Origin of the sequence: Thalassotalea castellviae (assembly GCF_031846185.1) — a bacterium.
GTDB classification, from domain to species: domain Bacteria; phylum Pseudomonadota; class Gammaproteobacteria; order Enterobacterales; family Alteromonadaceae; genus Thalassotalea_H; species Thalassotalea_H castellviae.
On sequence record NZ_JAVRIF010000014.1, the window covers coordinates 33,551 to 50,218 of the forward strand.

The following is a 16,668-nucleotide window of genomic DNA, read 5'->3' on the forward strand; positions in this document are numbered from 1 at the left end:
TTTTTTAGCGATATTAAAAATAACGAAAACTCTTATTTAATAAACACTTAATCATCATTAAATGATAAATAGTTAAACGGCTATTAAATAAGAGTCTTGCTTGCTTTTTCCTTTGTGTTTGTCGTTACGCTGGAAAGAACCTTTACCTTTTTTCGCTTTCACAACTTGTAACTTGTACATTTTAGACGTCACGATTGCGGCTAAAAAATTATCGTTAATGGAACCACGTCCAATGTCTGCTTGACTCGTTGGCGTAGATTTTTTACTACGTTTACTTTTACTCATTCTATTTTTCCTGTTTTGAACATTATATTGTTAAATCATCAATCCCCATAAACCAAACTAGCTCGCTTTCTTATCTCTTCAATAAGTTTATCGGTAGCAATAACGGCTTTGCTATCACTAGAGACTAGATCTGCGGCATTGGTTACTACAAAAATCGCGGTATTATTTTGTGGTCGAATAACGGCTTTTGCTAACCACATTGTATTACTACCACTATGTATTAGTACACCATCATTGATCCCCCAGCCTAACGAATAGCCTGTGCCGCTGGTATCTTGATGCAACACTGCAAACATATCCGCACTTAGAAAACCGTGAACACTTTCTCCTCTTGCGCCCGTTAAATGTGCCGATAGATAACGTGCCATATCAGTTAAGCTTGCATGCACAGTTCCTGCTGGGCCAATAACGGGTGGATTATCTGCTATTTCACTGTCGGTTACCATAACCGCTTGCCAACTATTTCCTGATTGGCTATGGCCAACTGGCTGTTGAAAGTCACCTTCAATATCAGGCGCACCAAACCCGATATTTGTCATATTGAGTGGTTGAAAAACATAATTATTTATTAGCAATTCCCAACTTTGCCCTGTAAGTTTTTCCATCATCGCACCCGCCACCATATAACTTAAATTACTATAGTGAAATTCTCCTCGAGCATTATTTGGCTGAAGCATTAATGCTTCTTCAACCATCTTTTGTCGTTGAATAGTGATCTCGTCATTATCTTGATAGTAATTGGCAAGGCTCGGTAAATTTTCTTCAAAGCCTGCGGTATGTGAAAGTAACTCAGAAAGCTTTACCGATACATACTGCGATTGCATGCTGTCAGACAATTCAGGATATACTTCTGCAATCGTGGTATGCCATTGTATGATATTTTCTTGAACTAACTTAGCGGCCAGTGTTGATGTCATCGATTTAGTCAGCGAGCCAATATGCCACTTATCTTCGAGTGTCACTTCGTTGTCACTTGTGATTGCTCTGCGACCACTCACACCAAGCTCTATTATTTCACCATCGTAAATTAATACTCCCGCTAATGCGGGTAAATTTGATTCAATACGCAAATATTCAATAATTTCGGTTAAGCGACCATCACCTGCTTCACCGGTTGCAGGTACTTGTAAAACGGGCGCGTTATCTATGTTATTCCCTACATTAGTACTCTTACTACTGCCACCACCGCAGCCAGAAACTGACACTAGTCCGAGGAAAAGCAACAAGGTGCTAAACGTTAATCGTTGTTTTGACATTGGCGTATAAAACATTAACTTTTTGCGCTCTCTTTTGGCTTGGTTTAAAAAGTAATCCAGATTAAATGAAAAACCACCTAATAAAGGTGGCTTAAAATATTACATGTTGCTTCTATTAAATATAGGCAAAAGCATCGCCATACATATGATTGATGTTTGCACCGCGGGCAATAAAGTCATCACGAACCGCACCTACCATATCGAAACGGCCTGCAATATAAATATCATAATCACCTAAGTTATCAATATCTTTCATGACCACTTTATGCACCATACCAATTCGACCTTGCCAATCATCATGAGGCGTTTCAACAACCGGATTAAACTTCCCGTGAGCTAATTGCTCAATAGTTGCTGCTGTTTTCTCTAATTCATAGCAGGCACTTGGATCACGTAAGCCCCAATACACTAGAATTTCTTTTGTCGATTTTTGCTTAGCTAAATATTCAAACATTGATTTAATATACGAAAAGCCTGTACCACCAGCAATCAATAAAGCAGGTCGCTCACTGTCCGTTTTCAATGCCGCATTTCCAAGAGGTATTTCAATGGTTACTTGAGAATTTTCTTTTATAAACTCAATTACTTGCATTGGATAACTATCAGCGCCAAAAGCACCGATTTGTAATTCAATCAGATCATCACCAGGCGAACTAGCAATGGAAAAGGGTCTTTTGTCTTCATCACTCATGACAAAATTCAAATATTGTCCCGGTAAAAAGTCAACTTGTTCGGCGGGCTTTAATAATATTTTATAAACATACTCAGTTAATGCCGTAATTGACTGAACCTGACACTGTATTTCTTTCATTTATTAACCTATATATCACAGTTTTACACTGTTAAATTTAAATATTTACGTTACTCAAAAATATTGAGTTCATTCCAAAGTTCATCGACTTCACTTTTAACGCTCTCGTCCATTACTATGGGTTCGCCCCATTCTCGAGTGGTCTCACCTGGCCATTTATTGGTTGCATCCATCCCCATTTTTGACCCAAGTCCTGAAACCGGTGAAGCAAAATCTAAGTAATCAATCGGGGTATTTTCAATTAATACAGTATCTCTACTAGGATCCATTCGAGTAGTCATCGCCCAGATAACGTCTTTCCAATCACGCGCATTAACATCGTCATCACAAACGATAACAAACTTAGTATACATAAATTGACGAAGGAAAGACCAAACGCCCATCATGACTCTTTTCGCATGACCAGCATATTGTTTCTTAATAGTCACCACCGCTAATCGATAAGAGCAGCCTTCTGGTGGCAAATAAAAGTCCTGAATTTCTGGAAATTGTTTCTGCAAAATTGGGACAAATACTTCGTTAAGTGCAACACCTAAAATGGCCGGCTCATCAGGCGGTCGTCCGGTATAAGTACTGTGATAAATAGGGTCTTTTCGTTGGGTGATATGCGTTACAGTCATCACAGGAAAATTATCAACTTCATTATAATAACCGGTATGATCGCCGTATGGACCTTCAGGTGCCATTTCATTTGGATCAATATAACCTTCTAAAATAATTTCAGCCGTAGCTGGCACTTCTAAATCATTACTTATACATTTCGCGACTTCTGTTTTAGCTCCACGCAATAAACCTGCAAAAGCATATTCTGAAAGCGTATCCGGTACTGGCGTAACCGCCCCTAAAATAGTGGCAGGATCAGCACCTAAAGCAACAGAAACTGGATAATTTTTACCGGGATTTTCTTTTTTAAACTCTTGAAAGTCTAATGCACCGCCACGATGAGACAACCAACGCATGATAATTTTATTCTTAGCAATTAATTGTTGACGATAAATACCTAAATTTTGGCGTTCTTTATGAGGACCACGTGTTACCGTTAACCCCCAAGTAATAAGAGGAGCAACATCACCTGGCCAACAATTTTGAATCGGCAGCTGAGTTAAATCAACGTCATCACCGCTAAAAACGTGTTGCTGGCATAGCGGCTTTTTAATGACTTTTACCGGCATATTTAGCACTTGCTTATACAAAGGCAACTTATCCATCGCATCGCGAAAACCTTTGGGGGGCTCAGGCTCTTTTAACGTGGCAAGCAACTTACCAACATCTCGTAGAGCATTTACATCTTCTTGCCCCATAGCTAAAGCAACTCGTTCTGGCGTACCAAATAGATTCGTTAAAACTGGTATTTTGCTTGGCTCGCCATGCTCATTTACTGGGTTTTCAAATAACAATGCCGGACCTTCTTGCCGTAAGGTTCGATCACTGATCTCTGTCATTACTAAATGAGTAGATATTGGCTGCGTAATGCGCCTTAACTGACCCAATTTTTCGAGTTGGGCGATAAAATCTCTTAAATCACTGTATTTCATTATCGTTTTTACTGAGAAATTTTTCGTTATTATACTGATATGTACATTAAAGACATCATTATTAAAGAAACTTACGGGGACTTACTCAGCAGAGCGCTGCATAACTGTTTGATAAGCTTTTGTTATTTTATCAACAACTTCATTTTCAGTTTGCTTACTTAATGCAAAATATAGCGACGTTGAAAGCTGCTCTAAATGATAAAACGGTTTTATCGCTTGGCAGTCTACTTTCAAATGCAAACAAGACAATTGAAAACTAGAGTAATTCGACGGGAATAGATCTATTCGCCCTAATTTCAACATATTAATACTTTGTGATGGCTTACTGACTAAATATAAATTGTTAAATCCTTGCGAGATTAAGTACTGCTCAGTCGCGCTGCCGCGTATAACACCAATTTTATACTTCTTTAGTGACGCTAAAGTTACCGGTGACGTTAACTGCAAAGACTCCATACCTACCAAATAGTAATTTAAACGTAATACACTACCGATCCATTGAAACGACTCTTCTCGCTGGGGCGTTCGGGCTAATGAATATATCAAGGTATTTGGTTGAGTTAAGGCAACATTATAGGCTCTCGCCCATGGCAGCACTTCAATAGAATACGGAATTTCCGCTTCATCAAGCACTGATTTAACTAATTCAGTAGAAGGACCAAGCACTTTGCCATTTTCAAGATACTGAATAGGAAAAGAATCTTCTGTTACAACTCTTAATTGTACTTCAGGGTGCTCAGTTGCCTGCGAAAGTGGTTCTTGGGCGTATGAAAAACCAGCTGTTAATTGAACGAGAAACAGGAAAATACCACTTAGAAAGTTCCGTATCATGTAAATTACCGCCGATTAGGGTTAAAAAAGGGGCATTCTATAATATCTGCAAACGATTGTCGTATGAAAAATGCACGAATTTTGCCCACTATATCTACCTCAAGTTTATATTGAAATAGATACGTTTAATAAAAGCATAGGGGTAATTTTGAAATTGACAACATTCTTAAGCAATAAAAAAGCGCTAGTCTTGCAACTAACGCTTTAAAAATAAAGACAAGGATTAAAACGGATTATTTACGCTTCATCGAATCAAAGAAGTCATTATTCGTTTTAGTCATGGCAAGTTTATCAATCATAAACTCCATGGCATCAATTTCACCCATCTCATGGACAATTTTACGCAATATCCACATTTTTTGCAGCTCATCTGGCTTCGTTAATTTCTCTTCGCGACGTGTGCCACTACGGTTAAAATGAATAGCAGGGAAAACACGTTTCTCAGCAATTTTACGAGAAAGGTGTAATTCCATGTTACCGGTACCTTTAAATTCTTCGTAAATCACTTCATCCATTTTAGAGCCAGTATCAACTAAGGCAGTTGCGATAATCGTTAAGCTACCACCTTCTTCAATGTTACGTGCTGCACCAAAGAAACGTTTTGGACGATGCAATGCATTAGCATCAACACCACCCGTCAATATTTTACCCGATGAAGGGATCACCGTATTATATGCACGCGCTAAACGTGTTATTGAATCAAGTAAAATAACAACATCTTTTTTATGTTCAACTAAACGTTTAGCTTTTTCAATTACCATTTCAGCCACTTGAACGTGACGGTTTGCAGGTTCATCAAAAGTTGAAGCAACCACTTCACCTTTAACCAAACGTTGCATCTCTGTAACTTCTTCAGGACGTTCATCAATCAGCAATACCATTAACTCACATTCTGGGTGGTTATAAGCAATACTTTGCGCGATATTTTGTAAGAGAAGCGTTTTACCTGCTTTCGGGGGCGCAACAATTAAACCACGTTGACCTTTACCAATAGGAGAAGCTAAATCTAATACACGAGCCGTAATATCTTCAGTAGAACCGTTGCCGCGTTCCATGGTGACTCGTTGATCAGGATGAATTGGTGTTAAGTTTTCGAAAAGGATTTTATTGCGAGAGTTTTCAGGTTTATCAAAGTTAACTTCATTAACTTTCAGTAAGGCAAAATATCGTTCGCCATCTTTAGGCGGGCGAATCTTGCCATGAATCGTATCACCCGTTCGCATACTAAAACGACGAATTTGGCTTGGCGATACATAAATGTCATCCGGGCCGGCTAAATATGAAGAATCTGCTGATCGTAAAAAGCCAAAACCATCTTGAAGGATTTCAAGAACACCACCACCAAAGATATCTTCGCCACTTTTAGCATGCGCTTTTAAAATAGCAAAAATTATATCTTGCTTACGATTTCGAGCAAGATGCTCAAGTTTCATTGATTCAGCTAATTTTACAAGTTCACTGATGGATTTTTCTTTGAGTTCGGTAAGATTCATATTAGAGGTTCTTAGATGTTTAACGTTGTTTGATTTTGCCAATTTGGCATTGTGTTAATGGATAGAGTTTGAATTTAGAAATGTTATTTTCCGTTGAGGTATAAAGTTAGCACTAAATTCTCAGGAGGTAAAGTAACAAAAATTATCTCTGCTTATATTTAAGGTTAAGCAAAAGTCGGGTAACAAAAAGGCTCGCATTGTACGAGCCTTTTTATCGTTATAAGTTGTTATCGATAAACTCTTTTAATTGAGTTTTTGATAATGCACCCACTTTAGTATCAGCTACCGCACCGTCTTTAAACAATAATAGCGTTGGAATACCACGAATACCATATTTAGGTGGTGTAGCATCATTTTGATCTATGTTTAATTTACCAACAGTCACTTGACCTGCATATTCTTCTGCAATGTCATTTAGTAAAGGCGCGATCATTTTACATGGACCACACCATTCAGCCCAAAAATCAACCAAAACTAAGCCTGATGCGGTTAATACATCAGCTTCAAAGCTGTCATCTGATAACTGAATAATTTTATCGCTCATTTTTCTCTCCGTTAATGGTGGCATTTATCGCCAAACTGATCAGGATTATACCCGCAACAAAATGAATTACCAATACTCTTGTATTTTATAAGCCATCATGGCCAAATTAAGTGTTTTTTTTCACGTTAAAAACGGCTATTGTTAAAAATTATACCATCGTATTATCGAGACAGTATTTATTAACTAGATAACCTGTTAAGCTAAGCGCCATGAATAATACACACTTATCAGATACAAAGTTCACAGAGCTTAATTTAGCGCCTCAAGTCGTTGCTGGATTAAATGCCATGGGCTTTGCACAATGCACAACCATACAAGCAAAATCTTTACCCGTATTACTTGAAGGCAAAGATATCGCCGGGCAAGCACAAACAGGTGAAGGTAAAACCATTGCCTTTTTAGCGGCAACCTTTCATCACTTATTACAAAAACCTGCGAAAGTTGAAAAACAGCCAAGAGCGTTAATAATGGCACCTACCCGCGAGCTTGCCATACAAATTCATCGTGACGCGCTAGAAATGGCGAAAAGTACCGGACTTCGCTTAGGCGTTGTTTATGGTGGTGAAGGCTACGACAGCCAACGTCAAGAACTGGAAGCGGGTGTTGACATTTTAATTGGTACCTGTGGTCGATTACTCGATTATATGAAACAGGGCATATATAACTTAAGTAATATTGAAGTGGTCGTCTTAGATGAAGCTGACCGTATGTTTGATTTAGGCTTTATTAAAGATATCCGTTACATGTTTAATCGCATGCCAGCAGCAACCGACCGTTTAAGTATGTTGTTTTCTGCAACCTTATCATTTCGGGTCAAAGAGCTTGCTTTTGAACACATGAACGACCCCGTTAGTGTTGAAGTTGAGCCTGAGCAAAAAACCAATTTACGTATTTCTGAAGAGCTTTTTTATCCTTCTAACGAAGATAAAATGAATTTACTACAAACGCTAATTGAAGAAGACTGGCCAGACAAAGCCATCATTTTTGCCAATACCAAACATAGTTGTGAAAATATTCATGCGCATTTAGCTGCAGATAATGTCCGAGTTGGTCTATTAACAGGCGATGTAGTCCAAAAACGTCGTTTAAAAATATTAGAACAATTTACCAATGGACAGCTTGATGTTTTAGTGGCAACAGACGTCGCAGCTCGAGGTTTGCATATCCCACAAGTCACTCATGTCTTCAATTATGATTTACCGGATGACTGCGAAGATTATGTTCACCGTATTGGTCGTACCGGTCGTGCAGGTGCAACCGGGCATGCAATTAGTTTTGCTTGTGAAGAATATGTCTTTAATTTGCCTGCTATTGAAACTTATATCGAGCATACATTACCGGTCAGTAAATATGATCATGAATCATTAATCACTGACTTTCCTAAACCTAAGCCTCGCCAACGTCGCCATAAACCACATAATAGTGGTCAAAATCGTGGTAGAACAGGTGGCAATCGCAATCGTAGATAACATTTAGGTGTAGTGTTGATCAGCAAAAACTCTGCCAGTTCACCTTTGTATGCCATCATAGATTTAGGCTCAAACAGCTTTCATATGATGATCACCCGACAACTTGCTGATAGTGTGCAAGTTGTCGATAAGGTTAAAAGAAAAGTCCGTTTAGCAGCAGGGCTAAACAGTGATAATCTTTTAAGTGAAGAAGCGATGGCTCGCGGCTTAGAATGCTTAAGTTTTTTTGCTGAACGTCTACAAGATATCCCCACTGAAAATGTTCGTATTGTCGCAACCGCCACGCTTCGACTCGCGCAAAATAGTCAACAGTTTATCAATCGCGCTAACAAAGTACTTGGTCAAGAAGTTCGGTTGATTTCAGGTGAACAAGAAGCGGAATTAATTTATCTCGGTGTAGCACATACCAGTTGCTGCCAAGAAAAACGTTTTGTCATTGATATCGGTGGCGCAAGTACCGAACTTATTGTCGGTACGGCTCTTAAACCGACAAAAATATGTAGTCTTGATATAGGATGTGTCACCTTTAATCGTCAATATTTTTCCGATGGTTTACTCACGCAAGCAAACTTTAACCAAGCCATTCTTGCGGCGAAAGAAGTCTTATCGCCATTAATAGCACCTTATTCATCGATAGGCTGGCAATCGGTTTTAGGCGGTTCAGGTACCATGCAAGCCTTAGCTGAAGTATTACTGTTTCAAAATAGACCCAGCATTATTTCTTATAACTTTCTGAAAGAAATTCAACAGCAACTGATTGAAAATCAATCTGTCCAGCATATTAATATTGCGGGGTTAACCAGTGAAAGAACGCCGGTGATTGCCAGCGGTTTGTCGATATTAATTGCCATTTTTGAAAGCTTTGCCATTGAACAGTTACAGCTTTCTAGTGGCGCGTTACGAGAAGGTTTGCTGTATGAAATGCTGCCTTGTAATAAAAAAGTTAGTATCAGAAAACGTACCACACGTTCATTAATGCATAGATATCATGTTGACGAGCAACACGCGTATCGCGTCAAAGCTCAAGTTAAATCTCTTTTTCAAAGCTTATCTTCTGCATGGCAGTTAGATAAAGATAATAGTTATGAGTTACTACTAACGAGCTGTGACTTACATGAAATAGGTTTATTATTAGAATTTAAACATCACCAAAAACATAGTGCCTATATTATTGAAAATGCTGAATTACCCGGCTTTGATCAAGCAGATAGACAATTGCTTAAAGCGTTTGTCAAACTCTATAAAGGTGATATTGATATCAGCTTATTAAAACAATCGGTCACTGACAATCAAACCGCCGGCTACTTATTGGTGATATTGCGCTTATCAATTATTTTATGTCGCTTAAGAAAAGACGATGTATTACCGCATTACCAATCATCTGTGGACGTAAATAACACGATAAATTTATGCTTACCAAAAGATTGGCTAGCTGAGCACCCTTTAATTGCGGATGAACTTGTTTCGGAAGAAAAACACTTAGCCACCTTAGGGCTAAGTGTGAATATTCAATGTAATATTTAAGCCAACAACAGCCTTGTTTTCATTAGGACAGAAATGCTTGATAAGCTTCATTATCTGTTTCTTCCTGCCATTGATAACCCAAGTCTTTTAAATGATTAAAAAAGTCTAGCTGTTCGTCATTTTCTACTTCAAAGCCTGCTAACACTTGACCGAATGCGGCACCATGATTTCGATAATGAAATAAACTGATATTCCAATGTTCACCTAACGTATCTAGAAATTTCTCCAACGCTCCTGGATATTCAGGAAACTGAAAGCGAAAAATTCGTTCTTGGCTATTGGTCGGATTTAACCCACCGATCATATACCTAACATGTAATTTTGCTAATTCGTTTTCGGTTAAATCAGTCGCCTGATAGCTCTGTTGAGCCAACGAAGTTAATAGCTGATCTCGTTCTTGCTCGCCACCCGTTCTAACACCAACAAATATATTGGCGCTATTCTCTTTATTTTGAGCTGTGTGGCGATAATTAAATTCAGTGATCACTCGACCATTCAACGCATGACAGAATTTTCGGAAACTGCCTTTTTCTTCAGGAATAGTCACGGCTAATACCGCTTCTTTTTGCTCGCCTAATTCACAACGCTCTGAGACATAGCGTAAGGTATGAAAATTCATGTTAGCACCAGATAGAATCGCCACTAACGATTCATCGCCGGTACTGGTTTTACAATATTTTTGTAATCCCGCTAATGATAACGCGCCTGCAGGTTCGGCAATGACACGAGTCTGTTCAAAAATATCTTTTATCGACGCACAAATTTCATCCGTATTTACCGTGATCACTTCATCACAATATTGTTGAATTAACTCAAAGGTATGTTTGCCAATGCGTTTTACTGCAACGCCATCAGCAAATAGGCCAACTTGCGCTAAATCGACAGGCTGCCCTGCCAACATTGCGGCTTGTAAACAAGCAGAATCTTCCGCTTCAACGCCAATCACTTTAATATTTGGTTGCAATTGCTTGAGATAAACAGCCATTCCAGCAAGTAATCCGCCGCCGCCTACAGGTACAAATACCACATCCGTTTTCGGTTGTTGTTGCAGCAACTCTTTCGCAACTGTACCTTGCCCAGCGATCACATCCTTATCGTCAAATGGATGAATAATGGTTTTATTTTCACGCTCAGCATACTCAATTGAAGCCGCTTGTGCTTCATTAAAGCTTTTACCAACTAAACGAACGTCCGCGCCAAAACGGCGAACGTTATCCACCTTAATATCTGGCGTAGTAATCGGCATAACTATGGTCGCTTTAATGCCTAACTTATGGGCAGCTAGTGCTAAACCTTGTGCATGATTACCCGCAGACGCAGCAATCACGCCATGAATACATTGTGCTTCTTGCAAATTCGCTAGTTTATTATAGGCACCACGTAACTTAAAAGAATGAACCGGTTGTTGGTCTTCTCTTTTTAAGAAAATTTGGTTCCCTAAACGCGAAGATAATTTGGTTAAAGGCGTTAAATCTGTTTCAACCGCGACATCATAGACAGGGGCTAATAAAATACGGCGAAGGTATTCGAGTCCTTCGCCTTGCATTGTTTGACTTTCAGCTTCAGTCATTCGACTCTTCACCATCAAGTAAGGCACGATTACGCACCGCACCTTTATCGGCACTGGTGGCTAACATTGCATAGTTTTTAAGTGCATAACTAATTGGACGTTCACGGTTAACCGGCTTCCAAGCATCCTTACCTTTGGCATTCATCGCTGCACGACGAGCTGCTAGCTCTTCATCAGAAACCGCCAATTTAATGGAGCGATTAGGGATATCAATTTCAATAATATCGCCTTGTTCAACTAAACCAATAGTACCGCCACTGCCAGCTTCCGGAGACACATGACCAATGGATAAACCTGAAGTACCACCAGAAAAGCGTCCATCCGTTAATAGTGCACAGGCTTTTCCTAAACCCATAGATTTTAAATAAGTGGTGGGATAAAGCATTTCTTGCATACCTGGCCCACCTTTAGGACCTTCGTATCGAATTACGACTACCTCACCAGCAACCACTTTACCGTCTAAAATACCGGCAACAGCAGCATCTTGGCTTTCAAAAATATGAGCAGGTCCTGTGAAAGTTAAGTTGTCATCACTCACTCCGGCAGTTTTCACCACACAACCATCAACCGCTATATTCCCAGAAAGTACCGCTAAGCCACCTTCCGTAGAGAACGCATTATCAATATTGCGAATACAACCATTTTCACGATCGTCATCTAAGGTATCCCAACGACAATCTTGACTGAAGGCTTTAGTTGTACGAATGCCTGCCGGACCAGCACGATAGAATTTTTTCACGTCTTCATCGTCAGTGACTTTAATATCGTATTGAGCAATAACGTCAGCAAGTGAAGTGCCCAAAATATTCGGTACGTCAGTATTTAACAGGTTAGCACGTGCCAACTCACCTAAAATACCAATCACGCCACCAGCGCGATGCACATCTTCCATATGATACTTTGGCGTAGACGGCGCAACTTTACACAGTTGTGGCACGATGCGAGATAATTTATCCATGTCTTCCATGGTGTAATCTACTTCAGCTTCTTGCGCAGTGGCTAATAAATGTAAGATAGTATTGGTTGAACCACCCATAGCAATATCTAAGCACATGGCATTGTGTAACGCTTCTTTACTTGCAATATTACGAGGTAAGGCTGACTCGTCGTTATCTTGGTAATAACGTTTGGTTAATTCAACAATTTGCTTACCTGCTTTTAAGAATAACTGTTCACGGTCGGCATGCGTCGCTAACATAGAGCCGTTACCAGGTAAGGCTAAACCTAACGCTTCAGCTAAACAATTCATTGAATTTGCCGTGAACATTCCTGAACAAGAACCACAAGTTGGGCATGCAGATCGTTCAACTTTATCTGAATCTTCATCGGTAACTGTTGGATCTGCGCCTTTGATCATCGCATCGACTAAATCGAGTTTAATAATTTGATCAGAAAGCTTAGTTTTACCTGCTTCCATCGGGCCACCTGAAACAAAAATAACCGGAATGTTTATACGCATTGCCGCCATTAACATGCCCGGAGTAATTTTGTCACAGTTTGAAATACACACCATGGCATCAGCACAGTGAGCATTAACCATGTATTCAACTGAATCAGCAATTAAATCACGAGAAGGTAAGCTGTAAAGCATACCGCTGTGACCCATCGCGATTCCGTCGTCTACCGCTATGGTATTAAATTCTTTTGCAACGCCGCCAGCTTCTTCAATAGCGCCTGCGACAAGCTGGCCCATATCTTTAAGATGTACATGACCTGGAACAAATTGAGTAAATGAATTCACAACCGCAATAATTGGTTTGCCGAAATCGCCATCCGTCATCCCAGTAGCGCGCCATAATGCACGAGCACCAGCCATATTACGGCCTTGAGTAGAAGTTGCAGATCTTAATTTAGGCATGATTTGTATCCCGATTGATATAGTTGATAAATTTTATTTTGAAAATAGCGATAAACTGCTTTCGAAATAAAACTCATGTTTTACGGTAAATTTTCACTCGATTTTTTAAACGGTTCACGTGCATAGCATAATATCGCTAAACACGTGAACGCTATGGTTTGACGTTATTTAACAGCGTCTAACCAGCCTTCTGGAATTTCAGTAGAACCATCAAAAATACCAAAAAATGCTTGTTGAATCGCTTGAGTAATTGGTCCTCGAGAACCTGTACCAACAGCAATACCGTCAACGGTTTTAACCGGCACAACTTCAGTTGCGGTACCAGTCATAAAAAACTCATCCGCTAAGTATAAAGACTCACGAGAAATGGGTTCTTCACGTACTTCATAACCTAAGTTTCTTGCAAGTTGCATCACGGTGTCACGTGTTAAACCTGGAAGTATTGAAGCGGTACTAAATGGTGTGTAAATAACGCCATTTCGCACTAAAAATAAGTTTTGACCCGCCCCTTCACTAACCATGTTATTAATATCTAAAGCAATGCCTTCTGTATAACCGTGGCGACCTGCTTCCATAGAGATCAATTGTGAAGATAAGTAATTACCACCCGCTTTAGCTGCAGTTGGCATAGTGTTTGGTGCTAAACGATTCCAACTTGAAACGCCAACATCAACACCATTTTCAATCGCATCTGCGCCTAAATAAGCTTCCCAGCTAAATGCAGCAACCATTAAATCCGCTTGTGCATCTGTTGGTGGACGTAACCCCATACCCACATCACCAAGAAACGCGAGTGGTCTTAAATAAGCAGAATCTAAATTATTTTCTGCTACGGCATCTTTACACGCTTGGACAACTTCTTCATGCGTGTAAGGAATATTCATACGATATACTTTCGCCGAATCAAATAAACGTTTGATGTGTTCTTCTAGACGAAAAATACAAGTACCTTTATGGGTTTTATATGCACGGATCCCTTCAAATACAGAAGAACCGTAATGTAACGCATGGCTCATTACATGAACTGTTGCGTTTTTCCAAGGCATGAGTTCACCGTTAAACCAGATGAGTTCAGCATTTACTTTTGCCATTTTAATTTCCTAATTTATATTTCTATGAGAATACTTTGCGATTTAGCTGAAAATATTCTTTTTTATTTTTTAAGTGCGTGTTTTCAACGCAAGTATTATAACGTGTAAATCAATAAATTACTGCGCTACTACGTCGTCTATTTTTACTTCTTTGATATCGATCAGTTTATTAATTTGATCCACCAAAAGTGTGATAGAACGCTCACTTCTTACCATTAAGATAATGGTACCTATGTTAGTACCTGTATTGACCTTGGCATTGATGCCATCAATTAAAAAACCACGATAGCGTGCAACTTGCAAAATACGCTCTAACACCACCTGCTTATCATCAGCTTTGATGGTTAATTGATATTGATTCATTAGATACTCTCCATCATTTGATCATTAGCAGTATTGGGTGGCACTAAAGGCCAAACGTTATCTTGCGCATCTATTTTGACTTGCAATAAAAAGGGTCCTTCATGGTCAAGCATTTCTTCTACGGCAGCAGAGACTTCACTTTTTTTGGTTATTTGTTTTGCTTTTATATCAAAAGCCGTCGCTAACATAATAAAATCAGGATTATCAGAAAGATCCGTTTCACTTAAACGACCATTAAAAAATAAATCTTGCCACTGTCGAACCATACCTAGCTTGGCATTATCAATCAGTAATATTTTCACGGGTAATTGAAAACGTTTTATCGTTGATAATTCTTGTACATTCATCATAAATGAACCATCACCTGAAACAGCGATAATACAATCGGTAGGTCGACTCACTTGTGCGCCAATTGCCGCAGGGATACCAAAGCCCATGGTTCCCATACCACCACTGGTTAAGAAATTGCTCGGATCATTAAAAAGCATATGCTGAGCAGCCCACATTTGATGCTGACCTACATCCGTGGTGACACAAGCATTTTTCGGCATTTTATCGCTGATTTCTTTCAATACTGCTGGCGCAAAAATATTTTCGCCTGGATGATCATATCGCCAAGCGTAATCTTGCTTCATTTTTTGGCATTCTTGTTGCCAGTCGGCGATTGAAAGTGGAATAGCTAACGCTGGTAAGTTAATTTTTAAATCACCTAAAATGGCAGCATCAGCCGCTCTGCGTTTATTAATTTCCGCAGTATCAATATCAAAATGGATAATTTTTGCATGTGGCGCAAATTCATTTAATTTACCCGTGACACGGTCATCAAAACGTGCACCAACAGCGATTAATAAATCACACTCTTGTACGGCAATATTAGACGCTTTCGTGCCATGCATGCCAAGCATTCCGAGATAATTTTCATCCTCAGGGTCAATAGCACCTAGTCCTTTTAACGTGGAAACACTAGGAATTTTTGTTGTTTGAGAAAATGCTCGTAATTCGTCGATAGCGTTTGCCATTCCAACGCCGCCACCAACATACAAAACAGGCTTTTTGGCTTTACTCAATAAAGCAATAGCACTACCAACATTGGCTGGCGGTAATTTTACTTTATTGCGCAATTGAGAAAAATCATCAAGGCTATTTGTTACTTCTGCTAATTGAACATCTTTAGGAATATCAACTAAAACTGGCCCCTGACGGCCTTCAAGAGCAATTGCAAAGGCTTTATGCAACACCTTAGGTAAATCATTCACATCAGTCACTTGAAAAGAATGTTTAGTACAGGCTAATGACAAACCAAACACATCAATTTCTTGGAAAGCATCAGAGCCCATAGCTGAGGTAGGCACTTGACCCGTTATTGCAACAATTGGGATAGAATCAGCTAAAGCATCAGCAAGACCTGTGATCAGGTTAGTAGCACCAGGGCCTGAAGTCGCTAAACATACCCCTACTTTTCCAGATGCTCGTGCATAACCAACCGCAGAAAAAGCAGCTCCTTGTTCATGACGACAGAGAAAATGTTGCACGTCACTGTCATACAACGCATCATAAATTGGCATAATGGCTCCACCAGGGTAACCAAAAACATGCTCAACACCATGCTGTTGCAAAACATTGAATAAAACTGAACCGCCTGTTTGTTTTTTCTCGGTTGTCATTTGCTTAGTAAAACTATTCAACAATTATTCACCTTAATCGTTTGATAAAAATGATAAAAGTTAACTAGTATTCTCCTTTATTAAAAAATTATTGTGCTGATTTACTTCGTTATTTGAAATGTCACTATTTGCATTTCCAATTAAGCAAAAACCCCTCGGTCCTTTCGGAGCGAGGGGTTTGTTAATACTCTTAGCTTTATTTTAGCTCAACAAACGACCTCGCAGTGATTGAATAATCACGACGACGAGAATGTTAATAATGACTGAACTAAATGTTTGCATGTTTATTCATTAAACCTAAATAAAACTAATAAATTTGTTGGCGATTTCCAGCCTATTTAAATTAGTACCATAGCTCTAATTCATTGTGCAAG

The 16,668-nt window shown here is 39.3% G+C and carries 14 protein-coding genes; 2 read left to right on the forward strand and 12 right to left on the reverse strand.

Translation table 11 applies throughout. From position 1 onward, the window contains the following. Positions 1-72: 72 nt before the first annotated feature. The 7 genes from arfA to trxA all read right to left on the reverse strand — a co-directional run bounded on the left by arfA (position 73) and on the right by trxA (position 6,755). Positions 73-285: an alternative ribosome rescue factor ArfA gene (gene arfA, locus RM573_RS17210; protein ID WP_311585015.1), complete on the reverse strand. Its 213-nt coding sequence runs from the start codon at positions 283-285 to the stop codon at positions 73-75. Positions 286-323: 38 nt separating this feature from the next. Then, entirely contained in the window at positions 324-1,541 is a 1,218-nt protein-coding gene (locus RM573_RS17215) for a serine hydrolase domain-containing protein (protein ID WP_311585018.1), read from the reverse strand. Between the two features lie 115 nt (positions 1,542-1,656). After that, positions 1,657-2,352 carry an NAD(P)H-flavin reductase gene (fre, locus tag RM573_RS17220; RefSeq protein WP_311585021.1) on the reverse strand — a complete coding sequence of 232 codons (696 nt, stop codon included), beginning with the start codon at positions 2,350-2,352 and terminating at the stop codon, positions 1,657-1,659. Between the two features lie 50 nt (positions 2,353-2,402). Continuing rightward, positions 2,403-3,887: a 4-hydroxy-3-polyprenylbenzoate decarboxylase gene (gene ubiD, locus RM573_RS17225; RefSeq protein WP_311585024.1), complete on the reverse strand. Its 1,485-nt coding sequence runs from the start codon at positions 3,885-3,887 to the stop codon at positions 2,403-2,405. Between the two features lie 81 nt (positions 3,888-3,968). Next, positions 3,969-4,718, reverse strand: a complete 750-nt coding sequence (locus RM573_RS17230) for a substrate-binding periplasmic protein (protein WP_311585028.1) — start codon at positions 4,716-4,718, stop codon at positions 3,969-3,971. A 233-nt stretch (positions 4,719-4,951) separates the two neighbouring features. After that, positions 4,952-6,211, reverse strand: a complete 1,260-nt coding sequence (gene rho / locus RM573_RS17235) for a transcription termination factor Rho (RefSeq protein WP_311585032.1) — start codon at positions 6,209-6,211, stop codon at positions 4,952-4,954. 217 nt (positions 6,212-6,428) lie between these two features. Beyond that, complete coding sequence (gene trxA / locus RM573_RS17240) at positions 6,429-6,755, reverse strand: thioredoxin TrxA (protein WP_311585035.1); 327 nt, start codon at positions 6,753-6,755, stop codon at positions 6,429-6,431. 209 nt (positions 6,756-6,964) lie between these two features. Between trxA and rhlB the strand changes: the two genes are divergently transcribed. Further along, positions 6,965-8,224: an ATP-dependent RNA helicase RhlB gene (rhlB, locus tag RM573_RS17245; RefSeq protein ID WP_311585038.1), complete on the forward strand. Its 1,260-nt coding sequence runs from the start codon at positions 6,965-6,967 to the stop codon at positions 8,222-8,224. A 15-nt stretch (positions 8,225-8,239) separates the two neighbouring features. Further along, positions 8,240-9,748, forward strand: coding sequence for a Ppx/GppA phosphatase family protein (locus tag RM573_RS17250; protein ID WP_311585041.1), 1,509 nt, complete (start codon positions 8,240-8,242; stop codon positions 9,746-9,748). Positions 9,749-9,770: 22 nt separating this feature from the next. On the opposite strand, the gene ilvA is transcribed toward RM573_RS17250, so the two are convergent. The 5 genes from ilvA to ilvG form a co-directional block, all read right to left on the reverse strand. Further along, entirely contained in the window at positions 9,771-11,318 is a 1,548-nt protein-coding gene (gene ilvA / locus RM573_RS17255; protein ID WP_311585044.1) for a threonine ammonia-lyase, biosynthetic, read from the reverse strand. Beyond that, the gene (ilvD, locus tag RM573_RS17260) at positions 11,311-13,176 is read right to left on the reverse strand and encodes a dihydroxy-acid dehydratase (protein ID WP_311585047.1); all 1,866 of its coding nucleotides are present in this window, start codon (positions 13,174-13,176) and stop codon (positions 11,311-11,313) included. The genes ilvA and ilvD overlap by 8 nt, the downstream gene beginning before the upstream one ends. A 164-nt stretch (positions 13,177-13,340) precedes the next feature. Continuing rightward, positions 13,341-14,267 carry a branched-chain amino acid transaminase gene (locus RM573_RS17265; protein WP_311585050.1) on the reverse strand — a complete coding sequence of 309 codons (927 nt, stop codon included), beginning with the start codon at positions 14,265-14,267 and terminating at the stop codon, positions 13,341-13,343. A 117-nt stretch (positions 14,268-14,384) separates the two neighbouring features. Beyond that, complete coding sequence (gene ilvM / locus RM573_RS17270; protein ID WP_311585053.1) at positions 14,385-14,630, reverse strand: acetolactate synthase 2 small subunit; 246 nt, start codon at positions 14,628-14,630, stop codon at positions 14,385-14,387. Next, positions 14,630-16,294 carry an acetolactate synthase 2 catalytic subunit gene (ilvG, locus tag RM573_RS17275; RefSeq protein WP_311585097.1) on the reverse strand — a complete coding sequence of 555 codons (1,665 nt, stop codon included), beginning with the start codon at positions 16,292-16,294 and terminating at the stop codon, positions 14,630-14,632. The genes ilvM and ilvG overlap by 1 nt, the downstream gene beginning before the upstream one ends. Positions 16,295-16,668 lie beyond the last annotated feature (374 nt).

Bases quoted from the DNA above. Each gene is read 5' to 3' on its own strand.
- arfA (WP_311585015.1), bottom strand. From the start codon at position 285: ATGAGTAAAAGTAAACGTAGTAAAAAATCTACGCCAACGAGTCAAGCA.
- RM573_RS17215 (WP_311585018.1), bottom strand. From the start codon at position 1,541: ATGTCAAAACAACGATTAACGTTTAGCACCTTGTTGCTTTTCCTCGGA.
- fre (WP_311585021.1), bottom strand. From the start codon at position 2,352: ATGAAAGAAATACAGTGTCAGGTTCAGTCAATTACGGCATTAACTGAG.
- ubiD (WP_311585024.1), bottom strand. From the start codon at position 3,887: ATGAAATACAGTGATTTAAGAGATTTTATCGCCCAACTCGAAAAATTG.
- RM573_RS17230 (WP_311585028.1), bottom strand. From the start codon at position 4,718: ATGATACGGAACTTTCTAAGTGGTATTTTCCTGTTTCTCGTTCAATTA.
- rho (WP_311585032.1), bottom strand. From the start codon at position 6,211: ATGAATCTTACCGAACTCAAAGAAAAATCCATCAGTGAACTTGTAAAA.
- trxA (WP_311585035.1), bottom strand. From the start codon at position 6,755: ATGAGCGATAAAATTATTCAGTTATCAGATGACAGCTTTGAAGCTGAT.
- rhlB (WP_311585038.1), top strand. From the start codon at position 6,965: ATGAATAATACACACTTATCAGATACAAAGTTCACAGAGCTTAATTTA.
- ilvA (WP_311585044.1), bottom strand. From the start codon at position 11,318: ATGACTGAAGCTGAAAGTCAAACAATGCAAGGCGAAGGACTCGAATAC.
- ilvD (WP_311585047.1), bottom strand. From the start codon at position 13,176: ATGCCTAAATTAAGATCTGCAACTTCTACTCAAGGCCGTAATATGGCT.
- RM573_RS17265 (WP_311585050.1), bottom strand. From the start codon at position 14,267: ATGGCAAAAGTAAATGCTGAACTCATCTGGTTTAACGGTGAACTCATG.
- ilvM (WP_311585053.1), bottom strand. From the start codon at position 14,630: ATGAATCAATATCAATTAACCATCAAAGCTGATGATAAGCAGGTGGTG.
- ilvG (WP_311585097.1), bottom strand. From the start codon at position 16,294: ATGACAACCGAGAAAAAACAAACAGGCGGTTCAGTTTTATTCAATGTT.